Raw genomic sequence first — 23541 nt, 5'->3', positions numbered from 1 at the left:
CGACTGTCCTGTTGGTTGGCGTTGATGGGGATCAATGGGCGACGAAACCACCATCGACCGCCAGATAGGCTCCGGCGACGAAGCTGGCGGCAGGGCTGGAAAGCCAGAGGACGGCAGCGGCGATCTCTTCGGGTTGACCCAGCCGACCAATCGGCTGGTCGCGCTGAACCTGCTCCATGGCTTCGGGCGACCGCTTCATCAGGTCGCCGAGCATCGGCGTCTCGATGACGCCCGGGCACACCGCGTTGATCTGGATGCCCTTGGACACGTATTCGACGCCTGCGCTCTTGGTCAGCCCGATCACGCCGTGCTTGGTGCCGTGATAGGCGGCCCGGCCGGCTTGCCCGACGAGGCCGCCCAGCGACGAGCAATTGACGATCGCGCCGCCACCCTGCTTCTCCATCTGAATGATCTCGTGCTTCATGCAGGCCCATACGCCGCGCAGGTTGACGCCATTGACCGCATCAAACTCTTCGGCGGTCTCGTCGGTCAGTTTGCCCGAGGGCCCCGCGATTCCGGCATTGTTAAATGCCATGTCGAGAGCGCCGTAGGTTTCATCGGCCTTCGCAACAAGCGACGCAGCTTGGTTTTCATCGGACACGTCGCAGGTGACGCCGATCGCCGTATGCCCCGCAGCGACGAGGTCCGCTGCTGCCCTTTCTACAGATGCGGTATCGATATCGGCCAGCACAACGGAAGCGCCTGCCTCGGCATAGGCCTTGGCCGTAGCAAGACCGATCCCGGCGCTCGCGCCGGTGACCAGCGCGACCTTGCCGGCATAATCATATTTGGGGTTCATCGCGGTACTTCCTGGGTCGGATCGCCGGCGCAGAACGAGGCTTGGCCAGTCGAGGCCAAGCTACGCTGCTAGCGGAAATCGATAAGGTGGCAAAGCTCGATAGGCCTTATGCAATCGGCGCATAATTCCCTTGCGATGCTGGACAGGCGGTCGCCCGCATCGGACCGCGGCACCGGCTGATGCTATCGCGTTCAGCCAGTGCCGCACTTTCGAGCTTACAGTTCGCGGAGCGCCTGCTCGCTGGAGTCGATGTAGCGGCCGCGCTGGAGCACGCCGAAGCGACCATAAGGATAGTCCTCGGGTGTCGGCGCGCTGACCTTGGTCAGCTTCTCGGTCATGGCAGCTTCGAGCACCAACTCGGCCGCGCCAAGATTGTCGCGCAACTGTTCGATCGTGCGCGCACCGATGATCGGGGCGGTAACTGAAGGTTGGTCCTTGACCCAGCTGAGCGCGACCTGGCTCGGGCTCGCGCCGATCTGGGCGGCGATCTCCTTGACCACATCGACCGTCGCCCACTTCTGGTCGTTGTCGTGCAGCATCTTGGCTTGATGCTGAGTCATCGGATTATCCGATGCCAGACGCGACCCCTTACCGGAGTCCGTGCCCCGGACGTATTTACCGGTCAGGAAACCGGCTGCCAGCGGCGACCAGGGAAGCAGGCCGATCTCGTTGTGCAGGGCGGCCGGGATAACCTCATACTCGCTCTCGCGGTAGATCAGGCTGTATTGCTGCTGCAGCGTGACCGGCGTGGGCACGCCCATCGCGCGTGCCGTCGAGACGAACAGCTGCATCTGCCAGCCCGTGAAGTTCGAGAGGCCGTAATAGTGGATCTTGCCGGCGAGCAGCGCTGCACCGAGGAAGGAAATGGTCTCCTCGACCGGAGTGAGCGGATCCCAACCGTGCAACTGATAGAGGTCGATCGCGTCGACGCCGAGCCGGCGAAGCGACGTGTTCAGCGAGCGATCGAGATGGCGCCGCGACGACCCTGCGTCGTTGACGTCCGGCCCGGTGCCGAAGCGCCCCTTCGATGCCCAGACCACGCGATCAGTGATGTCGCTTGGGCGGCTCGCGCGCCAGCGGCCGAGCAACTCTTCGGAGGCGCCCTTGCCATAGACATCAGCGGTATCGAGCATGTTGCCGCCCGCCTCGAGGTAAGCGTCCAGGATCGCGAACGCTTCCTTTTCTTCAGTCTCCGTGCCGAGCCCCATCGTCCCGAGGATGAGCGTGGGGGCCGAGAGGCCGGAATTTCCAAGTTTACGATAGTGCATCGCGGCGTGCTCCAGCTGGGCGGCGCCTCGGCTCATTCGAACCAAAGCGTCGCGATGAATGCGAACCGGAAAGCCGTCATTTGCTCCGGTCGACACGATATCGGACTGGCGATGAAAAGGATAAGAGGGGGAAGTCAGCTAGGGTTTATGCAAAAGGTGCATGAAACCGATTGGGATCAAAATAATTGGCTGCCGCTTCGCAACGCAGAGATCAATGCCGTTAGCGCGGGTGGGGTCTGCCGTCGGCTCGGGTGGTACAAATAATAGCCTGGTAGATGCGGGCAGTAATCCTCGAGGACGCGGATCAAGCGCCCTTCTTGAATGTCCGCGGCTGCATCGTCGTCATAGACGTAGGCGATCCCCATCCCGGCGATCGCAGAAGCTCGCATCAGGTCGGAATCGTTGAACACCAGCGATCCGCTGACCCGAACGTGCAGCGGCTGGCCGTCTTCCTCAAACTCCCAGGCATAAAAGCCGCCCGTCCTGACGAGGCGATAGGTGATGCAGTCATGCGCCGCGAGATCGTGCGGCGTCGCGGGTGGTGGGTTCTTGGCGAAGTAATCCGGCGATCCGACGACCGCGCGTTGCATATCCGGCCCGATCCTCACCGCGATCATATCTTTCTCGATGATGTTGCCGAAGCGGATGCCGGCATCGAAGCGGTTCGCAACAATATCGGTCAGATTGTCGTCGACGATCAATTCGACGCTGACGTTCGGGTGGGAAGCGAGAAAGGCAGGTAGCACCGGCAGGATGATCGCAGTGACGGCATTCTTTGTTGCCGTGATCCGGAGCGGACCAGACGCAGCGGCACCGAGCGCACCGACCTCTGCGAGGCCTGACGCGATGTCCTCGAGTGCGGGGCGCAACGAGCGCAGCAGTATTTCGCCGGCCTCGGTAGTTGATACTGATCGCGTAGTGCGAGAGAGCAGGCGAACCTTCAATCGGTCCTCGAGCCCTCGCATCGCGTGGCTCAATGCCGACTGCGACATCCCGAGAGTGGCTGCAGCTCGCGTAAAGCTGCCCTCCCGCGCGACCACCTCGAACGCCGCCAGATCATTTAGTTCGTCACGCCGCATATATGCAAATCTCACATAGGCCTAAGCGACCACAGGTCGGTAGTCGCATAGAACATAGAGCCTATCTTGTTCGATGACCACGCCTGCACAGCGGGCTGCAGATCGCGGACGGACCATCATGAACACCAACCCCCTATTCGAGCAGTTCGAGCTGACCTCGGGCATGACGCTGCGTAACCGCATCGTGATGGCGCCGATGACGACTTGGTCAGCCAATGACGATGCTACGATTTCTGACGAAGAAGATGGCTATTATCGCAAGCGGGCGGGAGGCGTCGGCCTCGTAATCACCGGCTGCAGCCACGTCACCGCGAACGGTATCGGCTTCACCGACGAGTTCGCATCCTACGGCGACCGGTTCGTTCCCAGCCTGAGCCGCCTCGCGGCCGCATCAAAAAGCGGCGGTGCGCCAGCAATCCTCCAGATCTTCCACGCTGGAAACAAGGCGCTGCCGGGTCTCGTACCAGGTGGCGATGTGGTGAGCGCCAGTGATGGCTACATGGAGGAAAGCACGTTCGTACCGGGTGGCGCGCCGGTGCGCGCGCTGTCGCCTGACGAGATCAAAGCAATCATCGCCGATTTTGGAGCGGCGACGAGGCGCGCAATCGTTGCCGGATTCGACGGTATCGAGCTCCACGGCGCGCACGGTTTCCTGATCCAGAACTTCCTGTCGTCGCGCACGAACCAGCGGACCGATGAATGGGGCGGATCGCTCGAGAACCGCATGCGCTTCCCACTCGCAGTCGTCAACGAAGTGCAGCGTGTGATCGCTGCCGAGGCACCCCGTCCGTTCGCGCTTGGCTATCGGATTTCCCCCGAGGAGCATGGCGAAGGCGGACTGAGCATCGAGGAAAGCTTCGTACTCGTCGACCGGCTTGCCGATGCGGGCGTCGACTATGTTCACGCCTCCCTCGGCAACGTCCTGGAGGACTGCCCAATCGACTCTGTCGATGGCAAGACGATGGTAGAATGCCTCCTCGAGCGCCTGAACGGCCGCGCGCTGCTGATGGCGGCCGGTCAGGTTCGGACCCCCGAACAGGCACTGAAGGCGCGCGCCGTCGGCCTGGACATGATTGCGATCGGGCAAGGGCTGGTGATGAACCCGGGTTGGGTTGCGGCCGCCAAGACAGACAGCACGGATGTCACGACGGCGCTGGATCTCTCGCGCACGGCAGATCTCGCCATCCCGGCAAAGCTGCGGTCGGTCATCGCAAACACGCCTGGCTGGTTTGCGATCACTGAGAGCAAGGTTCCAGCGGCGGTTGATGCCTGAGCGGTCTGTGACGTGTGTCGTCGGAGCGGTTCGCGGAGACATCGACGGCAGAAGACCGCTGCCGTCGATGCCGATCTTGTTTCGTAAGGAGTTTGCATGACCCAGGATCCAATTTCCGCTGCGACGTCCGTCGACGACAGGCTCATGCTGCCATTCGACGAAACGGTTCGGGTGCGCAGATCCTACCGTGATTTTCTTGCCGAGCCGTTGCCCAATGCCGTGATCCGGGAAGTGTTGTTGGATGCCCAACATGCGCCGTCGAACTGTAATACACAGCCCTGGAACATGCATATTGTCAGCGGCGCCAAGCGTGATGATCTGTCCAAGGCCCTTCATGAAGCGAACGTCGCCGGCAGGCTGACACCCGACTTTTCCTGGGACGAGGGCGGCTTCGAGGGGCGCTACGACGAGCGCCGGCGTGAGCAGGGCGCGATCTACTACCGCAATCTCGGCGTGGCTCGGGATGATCGGGAGAGCCGCGCAAAGGCATCCGGGGTCAACTTCTCGTTCTTCAACGCACCGCACGTCGCCCTGCTGTTCATGCCTGTCGTCGGCGACAGCGTGCGGGTCGCCGGCGACCTTGGAATGTATGGCCAGACGTTCCTGCTGGCGCTTGCCGCTCGGGGCCTGGGGGGCGTTCCTCAGACCGTGCTCGGCCTGTATGCGCAGACCGTCCGCGACGTGCTTGGCGTGTCGCAGGACCTGAAGCTGCTCTACGGTATTTCCTTTGGTTACCCCGACGAGGCAGCATCGGCGAACAGGGTCCGTATGGGTCGAGACGAATTGGCGCGGAGCGTCACCTTTCATAGCTGACGCCGCTCGGAAACGCACACTGATCACACTTGATCGTTACGCGAGGTGATGAACGTCAAGAGGTAGTTCGTTGCCGATATTCACCTTGATCAGTCCGAGCGGCAGCTTCTGTCGAAAACAGACGTACGCCGGTGCAGCGTTGGACGACCGGCTTTGGTCGGCTGCTGACGCCTCGCGATCGACGGTCCTTGGTCGACTGCCGCCGCAAGCGAACGCCGGATCGTGGGACGAAGCAGTCGTTCCCGGCCTAACCGCTGAACGCCGGCTCATGCCCAGACCTGCCATTCACAAGCAGAAAGAACTTCCGAATCACGGCATCGCCGTCAAAAGTCAGGGGCACCGCTTAGCTTGGAGGGGCGCTTTTCCCTCCAATATCTGCGCACATCGAATGTCTCCGTCTTAATCTTGATCCTCTCGACATGATGGACCTGCAGAGTGTCGATGGCGACCGCCAGCGCTGGTTGGCGATCGTCGTCCGGCTCGGCAAAGGGATCAAGGTAGCGCGGCGGCCAAAAGGTGCCACCTGGCGCAGGCTTCGGCGGTTCGGGAGGTGGCACCTCTTCCGAGACCCAGTAGTCCGGAGACGGACCGTCTTCGTCGAAGGAGCCGAGTAGTCGGCGCATCGCGCTAGCGTGCGCAGGGCGTCGATCAGCGGCGCAGGGCTTCAACGAAGAGCCCAAATGCTAGCGAGTGATGCCGACGACTCGGGTAATAGAGATAGTAGCCGGGAAACGGTGGGGTCCAGTCCGCCAGCACCCGGGTCAGCTCGCCGGACGCGAGCTCCGCTCGCACTATATCCTCCGGCATGAACGCGACCCCGAGACCGTTCAACGCAGCCTGCTTGATGACGGATATGTCGTTGACGGTTAGCTGCCCGTCGACCCGCACATTCACCTCGCGATCACCTTGCTCGAATTCCCAAACATAAATCCCGCCAAGCGTCTGCATGCGAAGATTGATGCAGCTGTGCCCGGCGAGGTCCTGCGGTGTCGCCGGCGTGCCGCGTGCAGCGAAATAGGCGGGCGTGGCAACCGCCGCCATGCGGAGTTCGGGTCCGATCCGCACGGCGACCATGTCGCCGGCCACGCGCTCGCCCATCCGCACGCCCGCGTCGAACTGGCCCGTCACGATGTCGGTCAGACTATTGTCCACGGTAATGTCCACGCGAATGTCGGGATAGCTGGCGAGGAAGCCGGCAAGAGCCGGCCATATTATCGTCTCGGCCGCATGATCGACGGCGGTGATGCGGATCGTCCCTGAGGGCTTGTTGCGGAGTTCCGCGATCGCCGCGAGTTCGGCGCCGATGCCGTCGAGATGTGGGCCGACCGTAGCGACCAGACGTTCGCCTGCCTCGGTCGGGGCAACACTGCGGGTGGTGCGCGTGAGCAGCCGCACGCCCAGCGTCTCCTCAAGCGCACGTACCGTCTGACTGAGTGCCGATGCTGAAACGCCAAGCTGGGCCGCTGCGCGCGTGAAGCTGCGCTCGCGGGCGACCGCGAGAAACGCCGCAAGATCATTCAACGGTTGGCGTGGCATTGTTTAGCTCTGCTTTAAGGCTCGTGCGCATTATAGCGTCTAATCGAAGTCAAAGGCAGTCTCTAAATGGGTGTCATGCAAAACACCGGAACTCCCATCGCACAGTCGTCGGTCGATCAGCCCACCGGGTCGCCGCATAGCGGTTGGAGCGCGGTGTTCGCGCTCACCCTGTGCGTCGCGACCCTCATCGCCTCCGAGTTCATGCCGGTGAGCCTGCTCACTCCGATCGCCTCGGACCTGAGCCTGACCGAAGGTCAGGCCGGACAGGCGATCGCTGTCTCCGGCATCTTCGCTGTCATCACGAGCCTCTTCATCTCGTCAATTACCCAGCGGGTCGACCGCCGGACACTGCTGCTGTGGCTTACTGCCTTGATGCTCGGCTCGGGACTGATCGTCGCCTTCGCCCCGAACTTCGGCGTCATGATCATCGGGCGAGCCTTGGTCGGCGTGGTCATCGGCGGCTTCTGGTCGATGTCGGCGGCGATCGTCATGCGGCTCGTGGCCGAAGACGAAGTGCCACGTGCCCTTGGCCTGCTCAACGGCGGCAACGCCTTGGCCGTCACGATCGCGGCGCCGCTCGGAAGCTTTCTCGGTCAATTTATCGGATGGCGCGGCGCCTTCTTCTGTGTGGTGCCATTGGCGGCGCTCACCTTCGCGTGGCTGTTCAAAACCTTGCCATCCATGCCGGCGCGCGGCGGGTCCGGCCCGACTGCCGCATTCCGGGTGCTGCGTCGCTGCGGCGTGCCAAGGGGCATCATGGCCGTCTCCTTGCTCTTCATCGGCCAGTTCGCGTTGTTTACCTATCTTCGGCCCTTTCTCGAAACGGTCACGGGCGTGAGCGTCTCGACATTGTCGCTGATCCTGCTGATCCTCGGGCTGAGCGGTCTCGCCGGAACCTACCTGATTGGATTCCTCGTCGGAAATCGGCTCTATGGCCTGCTCGTATCGATGCCGCTGGCTATGGCCGCGATCGCGGTGGGTCTGATCGCCTACGGATCGTCGGTCGTCGCCACAACCGTGCTGCTGGCACTGTGGGGGATCATCGCCACCGCCGCGCCGGTCGGCTGGTGGACGTGGTTGAGCAAGGTGCTTCCGGACGATGCGGAGGCCGGCGGCGGACTGATGGTCGCGTCTATCCAGCTTGCGATCACCTTGGGCGCGTCCGCCGGCGGTCTCCTGTTCGACAGCAGCGGTTACCAGGTGACCTTCGCCGTCAGCGCTACCATCCTGTGCGCCTCGGCGTTCATGGCATTCCTCGCATCGCGCGGTGCCAGGAAGGACGCGCCGGCGTCGAGCGCCCCGAACGGCGATGAAGCGGATCAGGATCAGGACGCAAGGTTCGCGCGCGGGACCGGATGAACCAGACGGGGCGTTCCGGTTATCGCGATACGAAGGACGAAAGATCATGCAGACCCTCTCCTCCAAGGCCATCCAGATTCTTCAGCAGGGCGCTCCGGACGTGCTGCGCTATGAGGACGTAGCCATTCGGCCGCCTGGAGCTGGCGAGGTGCTCGTGCGCAACCGCGCCATCGGCGTGAACTTCGTCGACATCTACCTGCGAAGCGGGGCATTCCCTGCGCCGCATCTGCCTTTCACTCCCGGCAAGGAAGGCGCCGGCGAAGTCGTATCGATCGGCGAGGGCGTGACCGGCTTCTCGCCTGGCGACCGCGTCGCCTTTGTCGAGACGCTCGGCGCCTATGCTGAACTGTGCATCGTACCCGCGCACTTCCTAGTCCAGCTGCCCGCCGCCGTGAGCTTCGAGATAGCAGCCGCATCGATGCTGAAGGGTTTGACCGCCCAATACCTGCTGCGCCGCACCTTCCGTGTCGAGCCCGGCCATGTGATCCTCGTCCATGCAGCGGCCGGCGGCGTCGGGTTGATCCTGACCCAATGGGCGAAGCATCTAGGCGCCACCGTTATCGGGACGGTCGGCTCGGCCGAAAAGGCCGCCCTGGCGCGGGAAAACGGCTGCGATCATGTGATCGACTATCGCCGCGAAGATTTTGTGGCGCGCGTGCGCGAGATCACCGGCGGCGACTTATGCCATGTCGTCTATGACGGCGTCGGCAAGGACGTCTTTGCGGGCTCGCTCGATTGCCTGCGGCCGTTCGGCACTTTCGTCAATTTCGGCTGGGCGTCCGGCCGGATCGAGGCCTTCGATATGATGGCTCTGCTCGAGAAAGGGTCGCTCGACGCCACATCCCCCGGTCTGACGCAGTATCTGGCGAAACGGGAGGATGTAATCGCCAATGCCCGGGACCTGTTCGACGTCATTGCGAGCGGCGCGGTCAAGGTCAGGATCCACGGCACGCTCCCCTTGTCACAGGCTGCTGAAGCTCACCGCCTGATCGAGGCGCGGCACGTTACCGGCGGGATCAATCTGGTCCCATGATGCACGGATTGAATCCCGAAATCGGTTCGCCCCGCCCGCATCGCCGAGAATATCGATGTGTTCGATTTCACCCTCGTCGCGGAGGAAATCGCAGCGATCGACGCGATCGATCAGAACGAGCGCGGCGGCCCCGACCCCGACACGCGCTGACGCGCGCCCTCATCACATTTCAAAGGAGCTTATGATGTACCCTGTTTATGATTTTTCCGCTCAGGTCGCGCTTGTGACAGGCGCAAGCTCGGGCATGGGCCGTGTCACCGCCGAAGCGTTCGCGGCAGCAGGCGCTGCGGTCGTGCTGGTCGATCGCGACGAAACCGGTCTGGGCGAGACGCTAGCCGCCATCACCGCCGCCGGCGGCAAGGCGATCAGTATCGTCGGGGATGTTGCCGACGAGGCGCTCGCGCAAAGCGCGGTCGAGCGGGCAGTGACCGAGTTCGGCCGGCTCGACATGGCCTATAACAACGCTGGCATCCTTGGGCCGATGTGCCCGATGGTGGAGGAGACCAGCGATGGCTTCGATCAGGTCAACGCGGTCAATCTGCGCGGCATCTGGACCTTCATGAAGCATGAGCTGATCCAGATGAAGAAACAGGGCAGCGGTGCGATCGTCAATTGCTCGTCGCTCGGCGGTCTCGTCGGTCTGCCCGGCCGCGCCGCCTATCATGCGACCAAGCACGGCGTGATCGGTCTCACCAAGAGCGCCGCGATGGACGTCGCCGCCGAAGGGATCCGCGTCAACGCGATTTGCCCTGGCTGCATCGACACGCCGATGGGCGACGAGATCGATCCGGCGGCGATGAAGGAGTTTCTCAAAGAGCAGCCGATCGGCCGCATGGGTCGCCCGGATGAGGTCGCGGCCGCGGTGCTGTGGATGTGCAGCTCGGCGGCGAGCTTCGTGCTCGGCGTGGCGCTGCCCGTGGACGGCGGTTTCGTCGCCCACTGATGCCGCCAAAGACGACCATCACCCGCCGGGACACGTTCATCGCGGCGCTTGCCGTGGCGATGCCGTGGCCCGCATTTGCTGGAGAAAAGCTTGTGACCACTGAACCGACCAATGCCCGAAAATCCTTCGGCGACATCGCGCCGCATCTTGCTGAGATCACCGACAAAGTGCTGTTCGGGGATGTCTGGGAAAACCCGGCGCTCTCTCCCCGCGATCGCAGTCTGGTTACGATCACCTGCCTGATCGCGATGTATCGGATCAACGAGATGCCTTTTCATATCAAGAAGGCCCTCGAGAACGGCGTCACCAAGGACGAGATTGTTGAGGCGATCACCCAGATCGCCTTTTATGCCGGCTGGCCGCCGGCGATGACGGCGCTTCCGATCATCCGGAAGGTGTTCGACGAAGCGAGCGCCTGAGGAATGCTCTCGCGCCGCGAGGCGGTGCGGCTTGTCGGCATCGCCTTCCTCTCAACGGCGAGCAGATCCGCGGCCAACCGGGACGGCGTCGATGTCGCCGACCTAACCTTGAAGGAGACTACCATGAAACTGATGCGCGCTGGATCACAGCCCTCGCAGAAAGGGCCGGAGGAGTATTTCACCGGCACCGTGCGGATCGATCCGCTGAATGCACCGCCCGAGCCCGCGCGCGTGTCGTGTGCGGCTGTGACGTTCGAGCCCGGGGCCCGGTCGGCCTGGCATACCCATCCTCTTGGCCAGACGCTCGTGGTGACGGCAGGCTGTGGCTGGACCCAGTGCGAAGGTGAGCCAATCGTCGAGATCCGTGCCGGTGACGTGATCTGGTGCCCGCCCGGCCACAAACACTGGCACGGTGCCACGCCGACCACCGCGATGACGCACATCGCCATCCAGGAGGCGCTCGACGGCAAGAACGTGATCTGGATGCAGAAGGTGACCGACGAGGAATATCTGATCGGTCCCGGGCAGGCTGCTTGATCGTGGCGGCATTACCCGGCAGCCTCACAACCGCGGCCAGCGAAGGACCGGCAGCGGCGCGCCGAACGCTCGCCGTGCTCGGGCTACTGATGGGGTTCGCGTCGATCTCGACCGACTTCTATCTGCCGGCGTTGCCGACCATGGCGCGAGCGCTGCACTCGGACAGCGGCACCATGGCATTCACCATCTCCGGGTTCCTGATCGGGTTCAGTCTTGGCCAATTGTTTTGGGGGCCGATGGCCGATCGCTACGGCCGCCGACGCCCCACCGCCTTGGGGATCGCGCTGTTCCTGATCGGTTCGGCGGGCTGTGCCCTCTCGGGCAGCGCGGCGGCGATGATCGCCTGGCGGCTCGTGCAGGCGATCGGCGCCAGCGCGGGGGTCGTCCTCGGGCGAGCGATGGTCCGTGACATTCATGAGGGCGACAAGGCGGCGCAGATGCTGTCGACGCTGATGACGGTGATGGCGATCGCTCCGCTGATCGGTCCAATTGCCGGCGCGCAAATCCTCACGCTGGCGGGATGGCGCGCCATCTTCTGGACGCTCGTTCTGATCGGCATCATCACGTTGGCAGCGCTGGCGACCCTACCGGAGACGCTGCCACCGGAGCGGCGCAACAGCGCGTCGCTTGGGAGCGCGTTTGCAAGCTATCGCTACCTTATCCTCGATCGCCGGCTGTTGGGCTATGGCGGCGCCTGCGGCTTATTCTTCGGCGGCACGTTCGCCTATATTGCCGGCTCTCCCTTCGCCTATATCGCCTATCACCATGTGCCGGCAGCGGCATATGGTCTGCTGATCGGAGCCGGGATCATCGGCATGATGGTCATGAACCTCGTCAACGCCAAGTTCGTCTCTCGCCTGGGGCTCGACCGCATGCTGCTCTGGGGCGCCGGCTTGGCAGCCTTGGGCGGGATCGCCACCGCGCTGGCTGCGTGGACGGATTGGGGCGGCGTGGCGGGGCTCGCCGTTCCGATCTTCCTGTTCGTTTCCTCTACGGGTCTGATCGGTGCCAATGCCGTCGCCGGCGCGCTCTCCGCCTTTCCCCGCCAGGCAGGGGCGGTCGGGGCGTTGGTCGGTGCGATGCAATACGGCGGCGGCGTGATTGGATCGGCGCTCGCCGGAGCCATGGCCGATGGCACGCCGCGGGCGATGGGTGTGATGGTCGCTATGGGCGGGCTTGGTAGTTTCGCCTGCGCGGCCTGGCTTCGGTTCGGGCAGCGTCGGCAGGATTTGAAGTCAGCAAAAAGCATATCGCATCTTCACAGCCGTGAGGATGCTGAAACGAAAGGAGCACGTCATGAGTGATATCGGAAAGGCGGCGACGCCGCTGATCGCGCGCGGCAATGTGGCGGTCATTACTGGTGCTGCCAGCGGCATCGGCCGTGCCGCAGCCGAGCGCTTCGCCAACACGGGCATGCGCCTCGTTCTTTTCGATCAGGACGAGGCAGCGCTTGCAGCACTTGCCGATCGGCTCGGCGCCGGCGTGCGTTTCCTGGCGGGCGACGTCAGCCGGATCGAAGATGTCGAGCGTCTGCGCGACAGCGCGTTCGACGCCTTCGGTTCTGTCACCCTTCTCATGAACAACGCCGCGATCGGCGGTGAAGGAGGCGACAACTGGACGGGCCTCAATACATGGCGACGCACGCTCGACGTGAACCTGTGGGGTGTGGTCAACGGCGTTCACGCCTTTACCGCGACCATGAACGCGCAAGGCCAGCCCGGCGCGATTATCAATACGGGTTCCAAGCAGGGCATTACGAACCCGCCCGGGCGTCCGGCCTATGCCGTCGCGAAGGCTGGCGTGAGGACGCTGACCGAGCAGCTCGCGCATGGGCTAAGGGAGGCGCATAGTAGGGTAACGGCGCATCTTCTGGTGCCCGGATGGACGTTCACAGGTATGACCAGCACGCCGGACGGCCGGCAGCCCGAAGGGAGTTGGGCACCGGAGCAGGTCGTCGAGCGCATGATCTTGGGCGTAGAGGTCGGTGACTTTTACATCATCTGCCCCGACGGTGCGGTGTCGCCGGAAATGGACGCCGCACGCATCGCCTGGGGCGCGGGCGATTTGACCGAAAATCGCCCGGCCTTGTCGCGATGGCATCCGGATTGGAAAGAACAATTCGACGCCTTCGTCGAGCGCCGACATGGCGCCGTTGCGCCGGCCGCCAGCTAGCAGGCCATCGATGCATGCCGACGGGCGGCAAAAGCGTTGCCGCCTATGTCCGACGTGATCCAGCTGGTCACAGCCTGGTTGCCCGGAACGATCGGGCTGCTTGCCAACTGAACCATACCATCAGCGGGATTGCGCTGCCGAAAGGTTTCGCAATCCCGTACCAACATTCAAGCGTACTGCCGATCTTCCGCTTCGAGACCTTCCATTGGCAGCTACTGTCAGAAGCGGACGCTTATGGCCGCTGATGTAAACGACCAGCTCTGGTCGTCTGCTGCCGGCGGCCGCCCTTAAGCGAGTGTCAGCTATTTGGGCGACTTCGCTCTGAACCGGACAGTCGCCTACCGGCCAATCTTGAGCATCGCAGATGAGAAAGCGGACGGGCAGCAACTGCGAACGGAAAATCGGGGGTTGAGTGTCCGTGAAGGGTCGACATCGGAAGGCAAGTCGTGGGACACAACCGTCCTTCGCGACCGCGAACCTGAATGACGCGTTTCACATGGAACCGCCATTCGCGAAGAGCCTGCTACCGGCCACGAAAAAGCTGGCTGGTTGCATGCTGTTCGATCCATCAGATGCCGGGTCCGCTACTCCATCTAGAGCGGTTCGGGCTTCGGCCGAGCGGGGCCGACGCAAAAGCGCGCCAGCGTGGATAGCCGTCCACCGACCCGGTCTATCTGATCGACCACCTTGATCTCAGTCTCCCACATGTTGGGAGTCACCGTGTAGAGATGATAGCCGCGCTGGTTGTTGAGCAGCGACACGTTGGGGTTGTTGTCCAGCACGTGCAGTTCTTTCGGATAATGCGCGCCTCCAGTCCCGCTTGATGAGATTGAGGTGGCGAGGAATTCGGCGGCGAGCGGGGCCGAAGTCGCGTCTTCGGGATCGACGGTCAGGTGGCCGACTACGTTCTGGTGCATGTCGCCGCTGCCGATCACGACGTTGGTCTTCCCGTGATGCTTGAGCATGTCGACGAAGCGCTGGCGGGCGTGGGGATAGCCGTTCCAGTTGTCGGTGCCGCGCTGTGGCAAGGTCTCCCCGTCCTTACGCGCATCGTATGGCATCATCAGGACCTGCTGCGCAGCGAAATGCCAGCTCGCGTCTTGGCGCAGGCCTTCCCCCAGCCAGCGTTCCTGCTCGGCGCCCAGCATGGTTCGCTCGGGCGTATAAACGGGAAGGCAGGCGGCGCGCTCTTCTCCAGTCATCTCGCCGCCCTCGCACAGCTGCCGGCTACGGTACGACCGGGTGTCGAGCACGTGCATGCGCATCAGTGCGCCGAAGTCGAAACGGCGGAAGCAATGGGAGCCGGGCAGGTCCGGGCGGGTGTTGGCGCGCACGGGGACATGTTCGTACCAAGCCTGGAATGCAGCACGCTTACGCGCCGCGAAGAGGCCGAGCGGGCCGCCGTCCTTGCCGTAGGGGCCGGCCCAGTTGTCGTCCACTTCATGATCGTCGAACGACATGATGAACGCCGCAGAGGCATGCGCGGCCTGAAGGTCGGGGTCGAGCTTGTACTGGGCGTAGCGCAGGCGATAGTCCGACAAGGTCATCGTCTCGCCGCCCCAGTGGCGACGCACGACGCCGTTTTCGCGCGGGCCGAATTCATAGATGTAGTCGCCGTAATGGAACACCGCGTCGATATCGGGCTCGGCGCTAAGGTGGCGATACGCGGTATAGAGCCCGCGTTCGTAGTCCTGACAGCCGACCGAGGCGATGCGGGCCTGCCTCACGGGGGCATCGGGCGCGGGCAGCGTGCGCGCCCTGCCTGCCGGGCTAGGTATGTTACCCGGCGCAAGGAAGCGATACCAGTAAGGGCGGTGGGCCAGCAGCCCTTCCACCTCGACATGGACCGAGTGTGCCAGCGCTGCGATCGCGCGGCCTTCACCGCGCTGGACCACCTGGCGGAACTGCGGGTCGCTGGCGACCTCCCAGCCGACCACGACATCGACGGCGGGCATGTCGCCGTCTTGCACCAGCGGGTTGGGGGCAAGCCGCGTCCAGATAACGAACCCGTCAGGTGCCGGATCGCCCGCTGCCACGCCTAACGTGAAGGGATCGGTCCGGAACGTGTGGCGGACCGAGGCCCCCACGGCTCCCGCCGAAAGGCCCAGGAGAAGGCCGGAGGCGAGGATGCCGCGCCGGGCAAAAGGATGCTGGATCATGTGCGGATATCCGGATCAGATGGCGAGCGGCCGCGCGATCATGTTGTCACGACCGCTCGCCGCCCCCCGGGATGCAGGGGGCGGGAAAGGGTGGATCAGAAGCGGATCGAGGCGCCGAAGGTAAAAGTGCGTCCGCTCACAGTGCTGGTCATCAGGCGCTTGGCATCGGTGTCGGCGTACTGCATCACCGGCTCGTTGGTGAGGTTGAGAGCCTCGACCCGCAGCTGGACCGCAGGGGTTACATTGAAATAAGCGGTGGCGTCGAACACCGTGGACGGCGCGAAGAATTCACCGATGTTGTTGTTGCCGCCGTTGCCGTTGCGATAGCGCGAACGCGATGCCATCGAGATACGCGCACCTGCTCGCTCGGTGTCGTAGTAGAGCGTTGCGTTATACGACAACTTCGACAGCGAGACGAGCGGGAGTTCGACCGGGACCTGATTGTAGAACACGTCGGTCGAACCGTCCGCATACGTCACGTTGCCTATCGCACCAAACCCGTCGAGCGGGGCAGGCAGGAAGTCGAAATCGCGCCGCGCCGACAGTTCCACGCCACGGATCGAGGCACCTGGGCCGTTAACCGGACGGGTGTAGTTGAACACGATGGAGCCGTCCTGCCCTTCTTCCAGCAGGTCGAGCGGGTAGCCGGTTTCGCTGTACGGCACGGTCGACGTCTCGGAAGTGACGAACGACTTCATCTTTTTGTAGAACACCGCCAGGCCCAGGAACCCCCGCTTGCCATCGTAGTATTCGACGGCGCCTTCCACCGAGTCCGCCGTGTAGGGCGCGAGGTTCGGGTTGCCGGCACTAATCGTGCCGCCATAACCCGCCACGCGCACCGTGGCCGCTGCACTCAGGTCGCCCAACCCCGGACGGCTGATGTTGCGGTTGGCGTTGAAGCGCACGACGAGGTCGGGGGTGACGTCGAAGGCGATGTTGAGGGCCGGGAGGAACCCGTCGTAGGTATTGATGATGGTCACCGGAACCAGCCCCGCATTCGTTGCAGACGAGCCCTGCGATGTCAGGCGGGTGTTGTAGTAGCGCACGCCCAGGTTCGCACGCAGGCCGACCGCGCCCAGATGCGTGTCGAGGTCATACTGGGCGAAAGCCGCAAAGGTACGTTCCTGGACAGTGTAATCGGTGCCCGCCGACAGATTGCTCGCGTCGAGCTTGCCGTCCTGCCCGAGCGCCTCGAACGTCGCGGGGACGTCCGCAACGATATAGGGAATGGCGCTGGTGTGGTCGGTCACCATCGTCGGGATGGTTCCGAGCGCGTTCTTGTTTTCGTAGTTGACCGTGGAATCGTAGCGATAGCCGCTGTTGCGGAACTTTTTGAATTCAGCGCCCACTTTGAACGTGGAACTGCCATCCACGGTCCACTTGAGGCCTGCCTTGGCGTTGTAGAACTCGCTTTCGATATGGTCGCGGCGCCACTGAATCGACTGGAGATCCCAGGCCGAGGCGTCGGCGGGGTCAAAGTCGTAGCCGTTAGTCGGGTTTTCGGTTTCCAGCCCGCCGAACGAGACGGTGTGGCCCACCGATTCCAGATAGACGCGGCTCCACTTTGAATTAAACGTGGAGGAGGACCAGCCGCCCAGCCCGGTCAGTTCAAGATTGTCTGTCAGCATGGTGCGGCCGTTGAGCGCCACCTGCCAGAACTCGGTGCGATCACGCGTGGGTTTCGATTCCGAGCGTACGTCCACCCCGCTGACGGTGGCGCCGGTGATGCTGTTGTGCTCGTCGATTGTGACGTTCTGGATTACCTGGGTACCCGTGACATCGTTCGCCGAAAGCCCGTTGGTCCCGGCGTTGCCGATCACATATTCGTCGCGATTGTTGGTCAATTGGCCATAGAGCACGTCCAGCGTCACGTCGGTGGCGCTGCCGGGCTGATACTGCAGCGTGCCGGTAAGACCGAGACGATCGCGCTTGTTGTACCAGGTGCCGTACGTCTGGGCGCGCGAATTCCAGACGCGGTCGTCGCCTGTAGCGTTGACTAGCAGGTCGCGGTCCTCGGTGGAGATGTCGGGGCCGACATTGGCCGCGCCGAAGATCATCCGCGACCAGTTCCAGTTGCGATATCCCCATTCGATCGTTTCGGCAGAGCTGTAGGCCACCGACACCAGCGCGCCGAAATCGCCCCACCGGTCGGATGCCAGCGCGACCACCCGAGGGGTCAGCGTCTCGGTGTACTGGTTGGTCTGCATCTTGGCGCTGGCAACAAGCGTGCGCCCGTCGTAGTCGAACGGCTTGGCCGTGCGCAGCGACACGGTACCGCCGATGCCGCCTTCGTCCTGTTCGGCGGCATAGGACTTCTCCACCACCACCTTGTTGAACAGTTCCGAGGCGAAGACGCTGTAGTCGAATGAGCGGCCGCGGCTAGCACCGCCGCGGCTGTCCATGCCCGAGGCGGTGTTGCTGAGCACTTCCATGCCGTTCATCTGCGTGCGCGTGAAGTCGGGGCCGAGCCCTCGCAGCGATATGCTGCGCCCTTCGCCGCTGTCCCGCGTGATCGCGATGCCCGGCACGCGCTGAAGCGATTCCGCCAGGTTCTGGTCCGGGAAGGCCCCGATGTCCTCGGCCAGGATCACATCCTGCGAACCGGTCGCCGCCTTCTTCTGCGCCTGCGCCACGCTCAGGCTCTGGCGGTAACCGGTGACGACGATGTCTTCTCCCGGGAGCGTTGAGGCAGGAATCAAGCCGTCGGCCGCCTCGCCATTGCGCTCCGCCAATATCGAACCGGCGGCGGAGCCGGCCTGCGCCGTCATCGTGCGGCGGGACACGGTAACGGTGCGGCCCGAGATGCGCGCCTCCACCGGCAATGCGCGGGTTATCTGCGCCAGGGCTGCGCGCGCGGTCATCGTGCCGTTGACGGGCGCGCTGCGCAGACCCCGCAGGTCTCCCGCCGATGCGGCGATCTGCAACTGGGTGATGCGCGAAAAGCCGACTAGAGCCTCGGTCAGGTCCTGCGCCGGCTGGTCAAAGCGAAAAGTGCGGGTGCTTTCGTCCGCGGTCTGTGCGGATACGGGCTGTGCCGCAGCAGGAATGGTCGCAGCGGAAGCGAGAAGAAGAAAGAAATGACGTTTCATGATGCAGTCCCCCGACTAGTGGTTCGGGGATTAAAACGACGCGCGAAGATCAATCCGGACAAATTTTGTTATGAAAGTTCAGCGTCTTTTTTACTTCATTTTCATGACGTTATAAAAATGCCGCCAGATTTTTCGATAACCTTCAGACCATAAGAGACCCTGACCGCTTCCAGCGCAGCTTCCGGTTCCGAGACCTTGAAACGGCCGACGATGAGACGTTTGGATATTCCCGGATCCGGAATATGAATCGCGCGATGACTATAACGTCGCAGCTTTTCGACCAAATCGGAGAGCGGCACATCATGTGCGACGAACCAGCCTGCTTCCCAGTTACGATCCTCTTCCTGCAATGCTACGCGATGAATGACCTTGCCCGATATTCGCGCGGCCTGTCCGGCGGCCAGTCCCTCAGTCCGATCCCCGGCGCACACCTGCACTGCCCCGCGCGAAACCTGCACGGCCATCGCATCTTTGCCAAGCCGGTCGACATGGAACGCGGTGCCCAGCACAACGACCTGAGCGCCTCCCGTATCCACCGCAAAGGGGCGCGAGGTATCGCGCACCACGTCGAACGCAGCCTCTCCGCGCGTCAATTCAATGCTGCGGTGCCAGGGCAGGTACTGCACGGTAATCGCGCTGTTTCCGCCTAGGCGCACCTGTGAACCGTCGGCAAGGGCGATGGTCGCGCCCGCCCCGGGTGTACTGGAATAAGTATGCGGCATCAGGCGCGTGACAGCGCCGATGCCCACCGCCAGCACGGCGACGGCAGCCGCAGCAAAGATCATGGTTTTCCGGAGCCTGCCCTCGCCCGTGCAGATCTCGGCCACCGCTGCGGGACTCACGGCGGAGACGTCCAGCCGAGCCAGTCCCGGCACGTCGTCTTCCCAGATTGCGGACATGGCGGCGTAGGCTTCCCGGTGCGCGGGATCGCTACCCATCCAGCGGTCGAATGCCACCCCCTCCTCCGGATCGAACACCGGTCGGTTCATGCGATCGACCCAGAAGGCGGCCTGGCTATCGATGTCCTCGCGCGTCACGACTTTCCCTTACCGCGAGCGACGCGATCCGCCATGGCCTTGCGCAAATCGCCAAGTCCCCGCACGATATGCTTCTCGACGGCGGCAATGGAAAGGCCCAACTCCGCCGCGATGCGCGCATGTGACTGGTTTTCCACCCTTCTGCGCATCAGGACCGCACGTCGCAGCGATGGGATACCCTCAAGCGCCGCATTGAGCCTCTCCAGTTGCTGGCGATCTTCGGCCACCTTGTCGGGAAGAGGCGCCTCGCAGGCGTAAGTCTCGTCCACTGGCGCGCCGAAACGGGTTTCCCCACGAACCCGGTCGATCAGGCTGTTGCCCGCGATCTTGAGCGCCAGCCCGTAAAGGCTCGCCGGGCGGCCTTGCCGGGTATAGGCGACTAATTTGTATAGGCTCTCTTGCGCCACATCTTCAGCGACATCGCGCGGCTGCCCTTTACGCAGGACATAAGCGACGATTGCATGCCTTACCGCATGCCAGTCGGCATTAGCGAGCAGCGATGACCCATCATCCAACTGATTGGCTGAATCCTCCTCGTGCAGGCGGTGACGTATGAAGGATTTTTCGGACACGTCGCGCACATAAGGGGAGATTATGACAAAAATCGGTCGTCTCGTCCGAGCTGACTGATGACTAACCGATTCTTCGTCCCCACAGTAAACAACGAAAATTCGGCACCGGCCCTGCGGCGGTGCTGCACCTCCACGAACCAGTCACGTGCGAGAACGACTGCAGGCGGCAGAGCGACCGGGATGGAGTCTAGGTTCCCGGCCAACCCACTCCGTGAATGGCGGGTTTCAGAACGCTTGGCCGTTCATGCGTTAGTCTCCAAACGTCTTAGTTTGGTCGCGACCTGCCGCCAAAGCAGAACGTCCGCAGCTGGGAACGGAAAATATGGCATTGAACGGCCGCAAAGGGTCGGAGTTGCCCCAGCGTCGAACGCCTTGGGCTGGGACAAAACGGTCGTTCGCGAGCCGGGCGGGGAATGGCAGGTCCCCATCTAACACCTGCCATTCCTGAAGCCCTGATGATCGTTCCCTGAATGGGCTGGACTGGCCGAATCCGGAATGTCGCGTTCGGAGAAGCGAAGGCAGGAAAACTGCCCTTCGCCTATGCGGATGCCGCAGGCGGCTCGCGACCCAAATCAGCTGCCAGAGGCAACTGGGATGCCTGAGTCCGGACGGTCGGTTATTCGAACCTTTACGTCCACGCGTGGCCGATTCCTCAGTGGCAAGGTGGCAAACGATGGATGCGCGCCGATTCACGTTAGGTTTGACGCGTTTGCACTAGCGATCGCTAAAGGTACTGTGAAATGATGACGGCCCGAACCGAGCCGCATCGATCGCGAAGACGCCAAATGTGTAGAGGGCGAAGTCGGCAAAATGAGGTCGGCCTGAGCGCCGGTCGGGACCGATGCCTCAATCGAAATTTCTCCGTCCGCTTGACGCCAGGCACATCGTACATCGCCAAGGACCGACGTCAGGCTGACATCGGTCCATTCGACACCTACCACCGGCTGCGGCGCTATCAGGATCGGGGCGTCTTTTCGAGTAAAGTCCATTCTAATTCCGCCCAGGCCGCCAAACAGCCAGGCTTCGGCATGGCCGAGCATAAAATGATTCTGCGATGCGTGGCGAGCAGCGTCCCACGCTTCGGTCAGCGCCGTCGCTCCCTGCGCAATCTGGGCACCATAGCTGGGAGCATCCGTTTTTTTGAGCATTGCGTATAAAATGTCGGCCCCGCCTGTCTGGGTCAACGCTTCAACGAGATAGTAGAAGCCCACATCCCCCGCGCTGACATGATAGTTGCGTTGCTTTATGTCCTCGATCAGGCGCGCCAGCACCTTATGCTGCTGCCGGGGTTCCGCGATGCCAAGTGCGAGCGCCATCGCCTGGGCCGTCTGGCTGCCGCGATCATAGATGCCACGCGCCGGATCAAGGAATTGCGCGTTGATCCTGTCTTTGACCGCGGCCGCCTTGCGACGATAGAGCGCGGCGTCGGCAGGACGATCGAGCAAGGCGCCGATACGGGCCATGGTCGCCAACACTGCGAACAGGGTCGCTGTCCCGGTAAAGGCCCTTGTAGTCAATTGCGCTTTGCCCGGCTTTGAGGGACCGATGTCAAACCAGTCGCCCAAGCCAAAATCGACCAGACCGTCGACCGCGCGTCCTTCAAGATAAGCGGCGTAGCGCTGCATCGCATCGAAATTTTCGGCAAGGACCATGGTGTCACCGTAGAAGCGATATGCGGCCCAGGGTGCGAGTACGATCGCACAACCCCATTCCGGAGAATCACGAAAATCGGTGTCACTGCCGTCGCGCCGGACAAATTCGACGAACTCCGGGGCGACCGAGGGCACCATGCCATTGTCGCGTTGCGCGTCGCGCATGTCGCGACCGATCTTCTCGTACAAGGCTGCACAGTCGCGGTTGAAGAAGGCGGTCGGCGCATTGAGATAGACCTGTTCAAGCCACCCCAGCTTTTCCCGATGCGGGCAGTCAGTTAGAACACTAGCGAAGTTGCTTAGAAAGGCTTGCTCGATAAGCTGGTGAATATGCACCAGTCCTTCATCCGAACAGGCGAACCGTCCGCTTCGCTCTGCAGCCAGATGTAGGACGTCGCCGCGAAGTGCGCGGATATTCTTCCGCTCGACCCCTTCCATCTCCAAGTAGCGAAAGCCGGTGTAGGTAAAACGGGGTGTCCACTCTAGCGCGCCTGCCGTACCTGAACCGGTATAGGCAAAGGCGATCCCTTTATAGCCCGGCTCGCTGGCGCCCGTCGCGCTGGCCTGATCGATATGCCCGTCCACGCCCAGCAGTTCGGCAGGCTTCATGACCAGCTTCTCGCCAGCGCCGAGCCGATCGAGCATGACGTGGGGTCGTCCAGCGAAGTTCAAGCCGAAGTCCGCGAGAAGAGCGCCGCCGGGCAGAGCCGTGATCTTAGGATTTTCGAGTCTGCCCATTACCGCCATAGGCGGCAGCGGCGAGGCAAACAGGCGGCCACCCGGCGGGGGCAGGAGCGAAACCGGATGGAAAGCAGCGGGCGGGATCGCCGTTTCGCGCCAGCCTAGAGGTTCCAACCGCGCGTCGTGATCCTCGCCGCCATAGATGGAGGAGAAAATCACCGGACCGGCCGCGCAGGACCATGAATCATCCGTGCAGAAAAGCCGCTCCCGCCCATCGGCGAAGATCATCCGCAACTGGAGGAGAAGCCTGGGTCGGCCATAGGATCCCATAAATTTGGTGTAGCGGTCCTTCACACCCTCCACATTGAAGAACCCGTCGCCCAGCATCGCGGAAATCACTGTCAGTCCGGGTCGCAGAAAATTGCTGACATCGAACGTGTCGTAATAGAGGCTGTCGGCATAATGCGACCAGGCTGGCCGCAATTGATCATCATTAAGGCCCTGGCCATTGATTGCGAGCGTGTACTGCCCCAGGCCGATGACCGACAGGAAAGCGGCCTGAACAGGGGCCGCTTCCTCAAATTGCCCGCGCAACAGCGGCATCCGGTCGGAGTCCTGTATCGGGCGGCGCCATTCGACGGCCTTGCCCAGGATATTCCCTTCCGGTTCCGCCCCGATCCACCGTGCATTCCAGTGCATTGGCTGCATGAGGCCGGTCACGAAATGGCCGGCCTGCACGGATGGTGTTTCAGCGCCATGCTCTACGCGAATGGCCAGTTCCCAGCCATAGCGGCTGTGCGAACGCAACGGCAAAGCAGAAGCCGGCCGCCATCGGCATTCGGATGAGCGAACCCAGCCACTGTCGCTGACTATCTGATCCGCCTGTCCGCTTCCCACATCGCCGATCATGCGGATGCGAAAGGCCTTCTGCCGGACCGGCCCTGCGTCCTGGCCGGTATCGAGACACCAGCGAAAACGCGGACGATCGCTGTCGATCCCGACCGGATTGACGCGCCATTCGACCTTGCAATCCCTGGCCATCACACTTGGTCGACCGTTGGCAGCGGGCAGCAGGAGAGCCGCAGAACCGCCAACAAGGATTTTGCCGGCCTGACGCCGC

General features: G+C 62.9%; 18 protein-coding genes. 9 read left to right on the top strand and 9 right to left on the bottom strand.

All coding sequences use genetic code 11. The features are described 5' to 3' along the window. Positions 1 to 31 precede the first annotated feature (31 nt). The 3 genes from EDF58_RS21185 to EDF58_RS21175 form a co-directional block, all read right to left on the bottom strand. On the bottom strand, positions 32 to 799 hold the full coding sequence (locus EDF58_RS21185; protein WP_132269175.1) for a glucose 1-dehydrogenase: 768 nt from the start codon (positions 797 to 799) through the stop codon (positions 32 to 34). A 215-nt stretch (positions 800 to 1014) separates the two neighbouring features. Next, on the bottom strand, positions 1015 to 2067 hold the full coding sequence (locus EDF58_RS21180; protein WP_132269227.1) for an aldo/keto reductase: 1053 nt from the start codon (positions 2065 to 2067) through the stop codon (positions 1015 to 1017). Positions 2068 to 2243: 176 nt separating this feature from the next. Beyond that, positions 2244 to 3146, bottom strand: coding sequence for a LysR family transcriptional regulator (locus EDF58_RS21175; RefSeq protein WP_132269173.1), 903 nt, complete (start codon positions 3144 to 3146; stop codon positions 2244 to 2246). A gap of 118 nt (positions 3147 to 3264) precedes the next feature. Between EDF58_RS21175 and EDF58_RS21170 the strand changes: the two genes are divergently transcribed. Both EDF58_RS21170 and EDF58_RS21165 read left to right on the top strand, forming a co-directional pair. Further along, on the top strand, positions 3265 to 4419 hold the full coding sequence (locus EDF58_RS21170) for an NADH-dependent flavin oxidoreductase (protein ID WP_132269172.1): 1155 nt from the start codon (positions 3265 to 3267) through the stop codon (positions 4417 to 4419). Between the two features lie 96 nt (positions 4420 to 4515). Further along, entirely contained in the window at positions 4516 to 5232 is a 717-nt protein-coding gene (locus EDF58_RS21165; RefSeq protein WP_132269170.1) for a nitroreductase, read from the top strand. Positions 5233 to 5880: 648 nt separating this feature from the next. Here the strand turns inward: EDF58_RS21165 and EDF58_RS21155 are convergent. Continuing rightward, entirely contained in the window at positions 5881 to 6768 is an 888-nt protein-coding gene (locus EDF58_RS21155) for a LysR family transcriptional regulator (RefSeq protein ID WP_132269168.1), read from the bottom strand. A 66-nt stretch (positions 6769 to 6834) separates the two neighbouring features. Here EDF58_RS21155 and EDF58_RS21150 point away from each other — a divergent pair, with 66 nt between their 5' ends. The 7 genes from EDF58_RS21150 (at position 6835) to EDF58_RS21115 (ending at position 13231) form a co-directional block, all read left to right on the top strand. Beyond that, complete coding sequence (locus tag EDF58_RS21150) at positions 6835 to 8127, top strand: MFS transporter (RefSeq protein WP_243654413.1); 1293 nt, start codon at positions 6835 to 6837, stop codon at positions 8125 to 8127. Between the two features lie 46 nt (positions 8128 to 8173). Further along, on the top strand, positions 8174 to 9160 hold the full coding sequence (locus EDF58_RS21145; RefSeq protein WP_132269167.1) for a quinone oxidoreductase: 987 nt from the start codon (positions 8174 to 8176) through the stop codon (positions 9158 to 9160). A gap of 181 nt (positions 9161 to 9341) precedes the next feature. After that, positions 9342 to 10103: a glucose 1-dehydrogenase gene (locus tag EDF58_RS21135; RefSeq protein ID WP_243654412.1), complete on the top strand. Its 762-nt coding sequence runs from the start codon at positions 9342 to 9344 to the stop codon at positions 10101 to 10103. After that, on the top strand, positions 10103 to 10522 hold the full coding sequence (locus EDF58_RS21130) for a carboxymuconolactone decarboxylase family protein (protein WP_243654411.1): 420 nt from the start codon (positions 10103 to 10105) through the stop codon (positions 10520 to 10522). Before EDF58_RS21135 ends, EDF58_RS21130 begins: the two co-directional genes overlap by 1 nt. A 123-nt stretch (positions 10523 to 10645) precedes the next feature. Beyond that, the gene (locus EDF58_RS21125; RefSeq protein ID WP_132269220.1) at positions 10646 to 11059 is read left to right on the top strand and encodes a cupin domain-containing protein; all 414 of its coding nucleotides are present in this window, start codon (positions 10646 to 10648) and stop codon (positions 11057 to 11059) included. 2 nt (positions 11060 to 11061) lie between these two features. Then, on the top strand, positions 11062 to 12363 hold the full coding sequence (locus EDF58_RS21120; RefSeq protein ID WP_243654417.1) for a multidrug effflux MFS transporter: 1302 nt from the start codon (positions 11062 to 11064) through the stop codon (positions 12361 to 12363). Next, on the top strand, positions 12356 to 13231 hold the full coding sequence (locus EDF58_RS21115) for an SDR family NAD(P)-dependent oxidoreductase (RefSeq protein ID WP_207913084.1): 876 nt from the start codon (positions 12356 to 12358) through the stop codon (positions 13229 to 13231). The genes EDF58_RS21120 and EDF58_RS21115 overlap by 8 nt, the downstream gene beginning before the upstream one ends. Before the next feature lie 593 nt (positions 13232 to 13824). Here the strand turns inward: EDF58_RS21115 and EDF58_RS21110 are convergent. The 5 genes from EDF58_RS21110 to EDF58_RS21090 form a co-directional block, all read right to left on the bottom strand. Next, on the bottom strand, positions 13825 to 15390 hold the full coding sequence (locus EDF58_RS21110; protein ID WP_132269165.1) for an alkaline phosphatase D family protein: 1566 nt from the start codon (positions 15388 to 15390) through the stop codon (positions 13825 to 13827). A 95-nt stretch (positions 15391 to 15485) separates the two neighbouring features. Further along, positions 15486 to 18479, bottom strand: a complete 2994-nt coding sequence (locus EDF58_RS21105; protein WP_132269163.1) for a TonB-dependent receptor — start codon at positions 18477 to 18479, stop codon at positions 15486 to 15488. 101 nt (positions 18480 to 18580) lie between these two features. Continuing rightward, positions 18581 to 19516 (bottom strand): FecR domain-containing protein, encoded by a 936-nt coding sequence (locus EDF58_RS21100; protein ID WP_132269162.1) that lies wholly within the window; start codon positions 19514 to 19516, stop codon positions 18581 to 18583. Next, complete coding sequence (locus EDF58_RS21095) at positions 19513 to 20088, bottom strand: RNA polymerase sigma factor (RefSeq protein WP_165921512.1); 576 nt, start codon at positions 20086 to 20088, stop codon at positions 19513 to 19515. The genes EDF58_RS21100 and EDF58_RS21095 overlap by 4 nt, the downstream gene beginning before the upstream one ends. A 689-nt stretch (positions 20089 to 20777) precedes the next feature. Continuing rightward, positions 20778 to 23462: a family 78 glycoside hydrolase catalytic domain gene (locus tag EDF58_RS21090; RefSeq protein WP_165921511.1), complete on the bottom strand. Its 2685-nt coding sequence runs from the start codon at positions 23460 to 23462 to the stop codon at positions 20778 to 20780. Positions 23463 to 23541 lie beyond the last annotated feature (79 nt).

The organism is Novosphingobium sp. PhB57 (assembly GCF_004342985.1).
Classification (GTDB): Bacteria; Pseudomonadota; Alphaproteobacteria; order Sphingomonadales; family Sphingomonadaceae; genus Novosphingobium.
The sequence above is the reverse complement of the archived record's forward strand: the minus strand, read 5'-3'. Positions and strand labels throughout refer to the sequence as shown.

Coding starts and splice junctions, on each gene's coding strand:
- EDF58_RS21145 (WP_132269167.1), top strand. CDS start 8,174: ATGCAGACCCTCTCCTCCAAGGCCATCCAGATTCTTCAGCAGGGCGCT.
- EDF58_RS21170 (WP_132269172.1), top strand. CDS start 3,265: ATGAACACCAACCCCCTATTCGAGCAGTTCGAGCTGACCTCGGGCATG.
- EDF58_RS21090 (WP_165921511.1), bottom strand. CDS start 23,462: ATGGCCAGGGATTGCAAGGTCGAATGGCGCGTCAATCCGGTCGGGATC.
- EDF58_RS21165 (WP_132269170.1), top strand. CDS start 4,516: ATGACCCAGGATCCAATTTCCGCTGCGACGTCCGTCGACGACAGGCTC.
- EDF58_RS21180 (WP_132269227.1), bottom strand. CDS start 2,067: ATGCACTATCGTAAACTTGGAAATTCCGGCCTCTCGGCCCCCACGCTC.
- EDF58_RS21105 (WP_132269163.1), bottom strand. CDS start 18,479: ATGAAACGTCATTTCTTTCTTCTTCTCGCTTCCGCTGCGACCATTCCT.
- EDF58_RS21125 (WP_132269220.1), top strand. CDS start 10,646: ATGAAACTGATGCGCGCTGGATCACAGCCCTCGCAGAAAGGGCCGGAG.
- EDF58_RS21110 (WP_132269165.1), bottom strand. CDS start 15,390: ATGATCCAGCATCCTTTTGCCCGGCGCGGCATCCTCGCCTCCGGCCTT.
- EDF58_RS21155 (WP_132269168.1), bottom strand. CDS start 6,768: ATGCCACGCCAACCGTTGAATGATCTTGCGGCGTTTCTCGCGGTCGCC.
- EDF58_RS21115 (WP_207913084.1), top strand. CDS start 12,356: ATGAGTGATATCGGAAAGGCGGCGACGCCGCTGATCGCGCGCGGCAAT.
- EDF58_RS21175 (WP_132269173.1), bottom strand. CDS start 3,146: ATGCGGCGTGACGAACTAAATGATCTGGCGGCGTTCGAGGTGGTCGCG.
- EDF58_RS21185 (WP_132269175.1), bottom strand. CDS start 799: ATGAACCCCAAATATGATTATGCCGGCAAGGTCGCGCTGGTCACCGGC.
- EDF58_RS21130 (WP_243654411.1), top strand. CDS start 10,103: ATGCCGCCAAAGACGACCATCACCCGCCGGGACACGTTCATCGCGGCG.
- EDF58_RS21150 (WP_243654413.1), top strand. CDS start 6,835: ATGGGTGTCATGCAAAACACCGGAACTCCCATCGCACAGTCGTCGGTC.
- EDF58_RS21135 (WP_243654412.1), top strand. CDS start 9,342: ATGATGTACCCTGTTTATGATTTTTCCGCTCAGGTCGCGCTTGTGACA.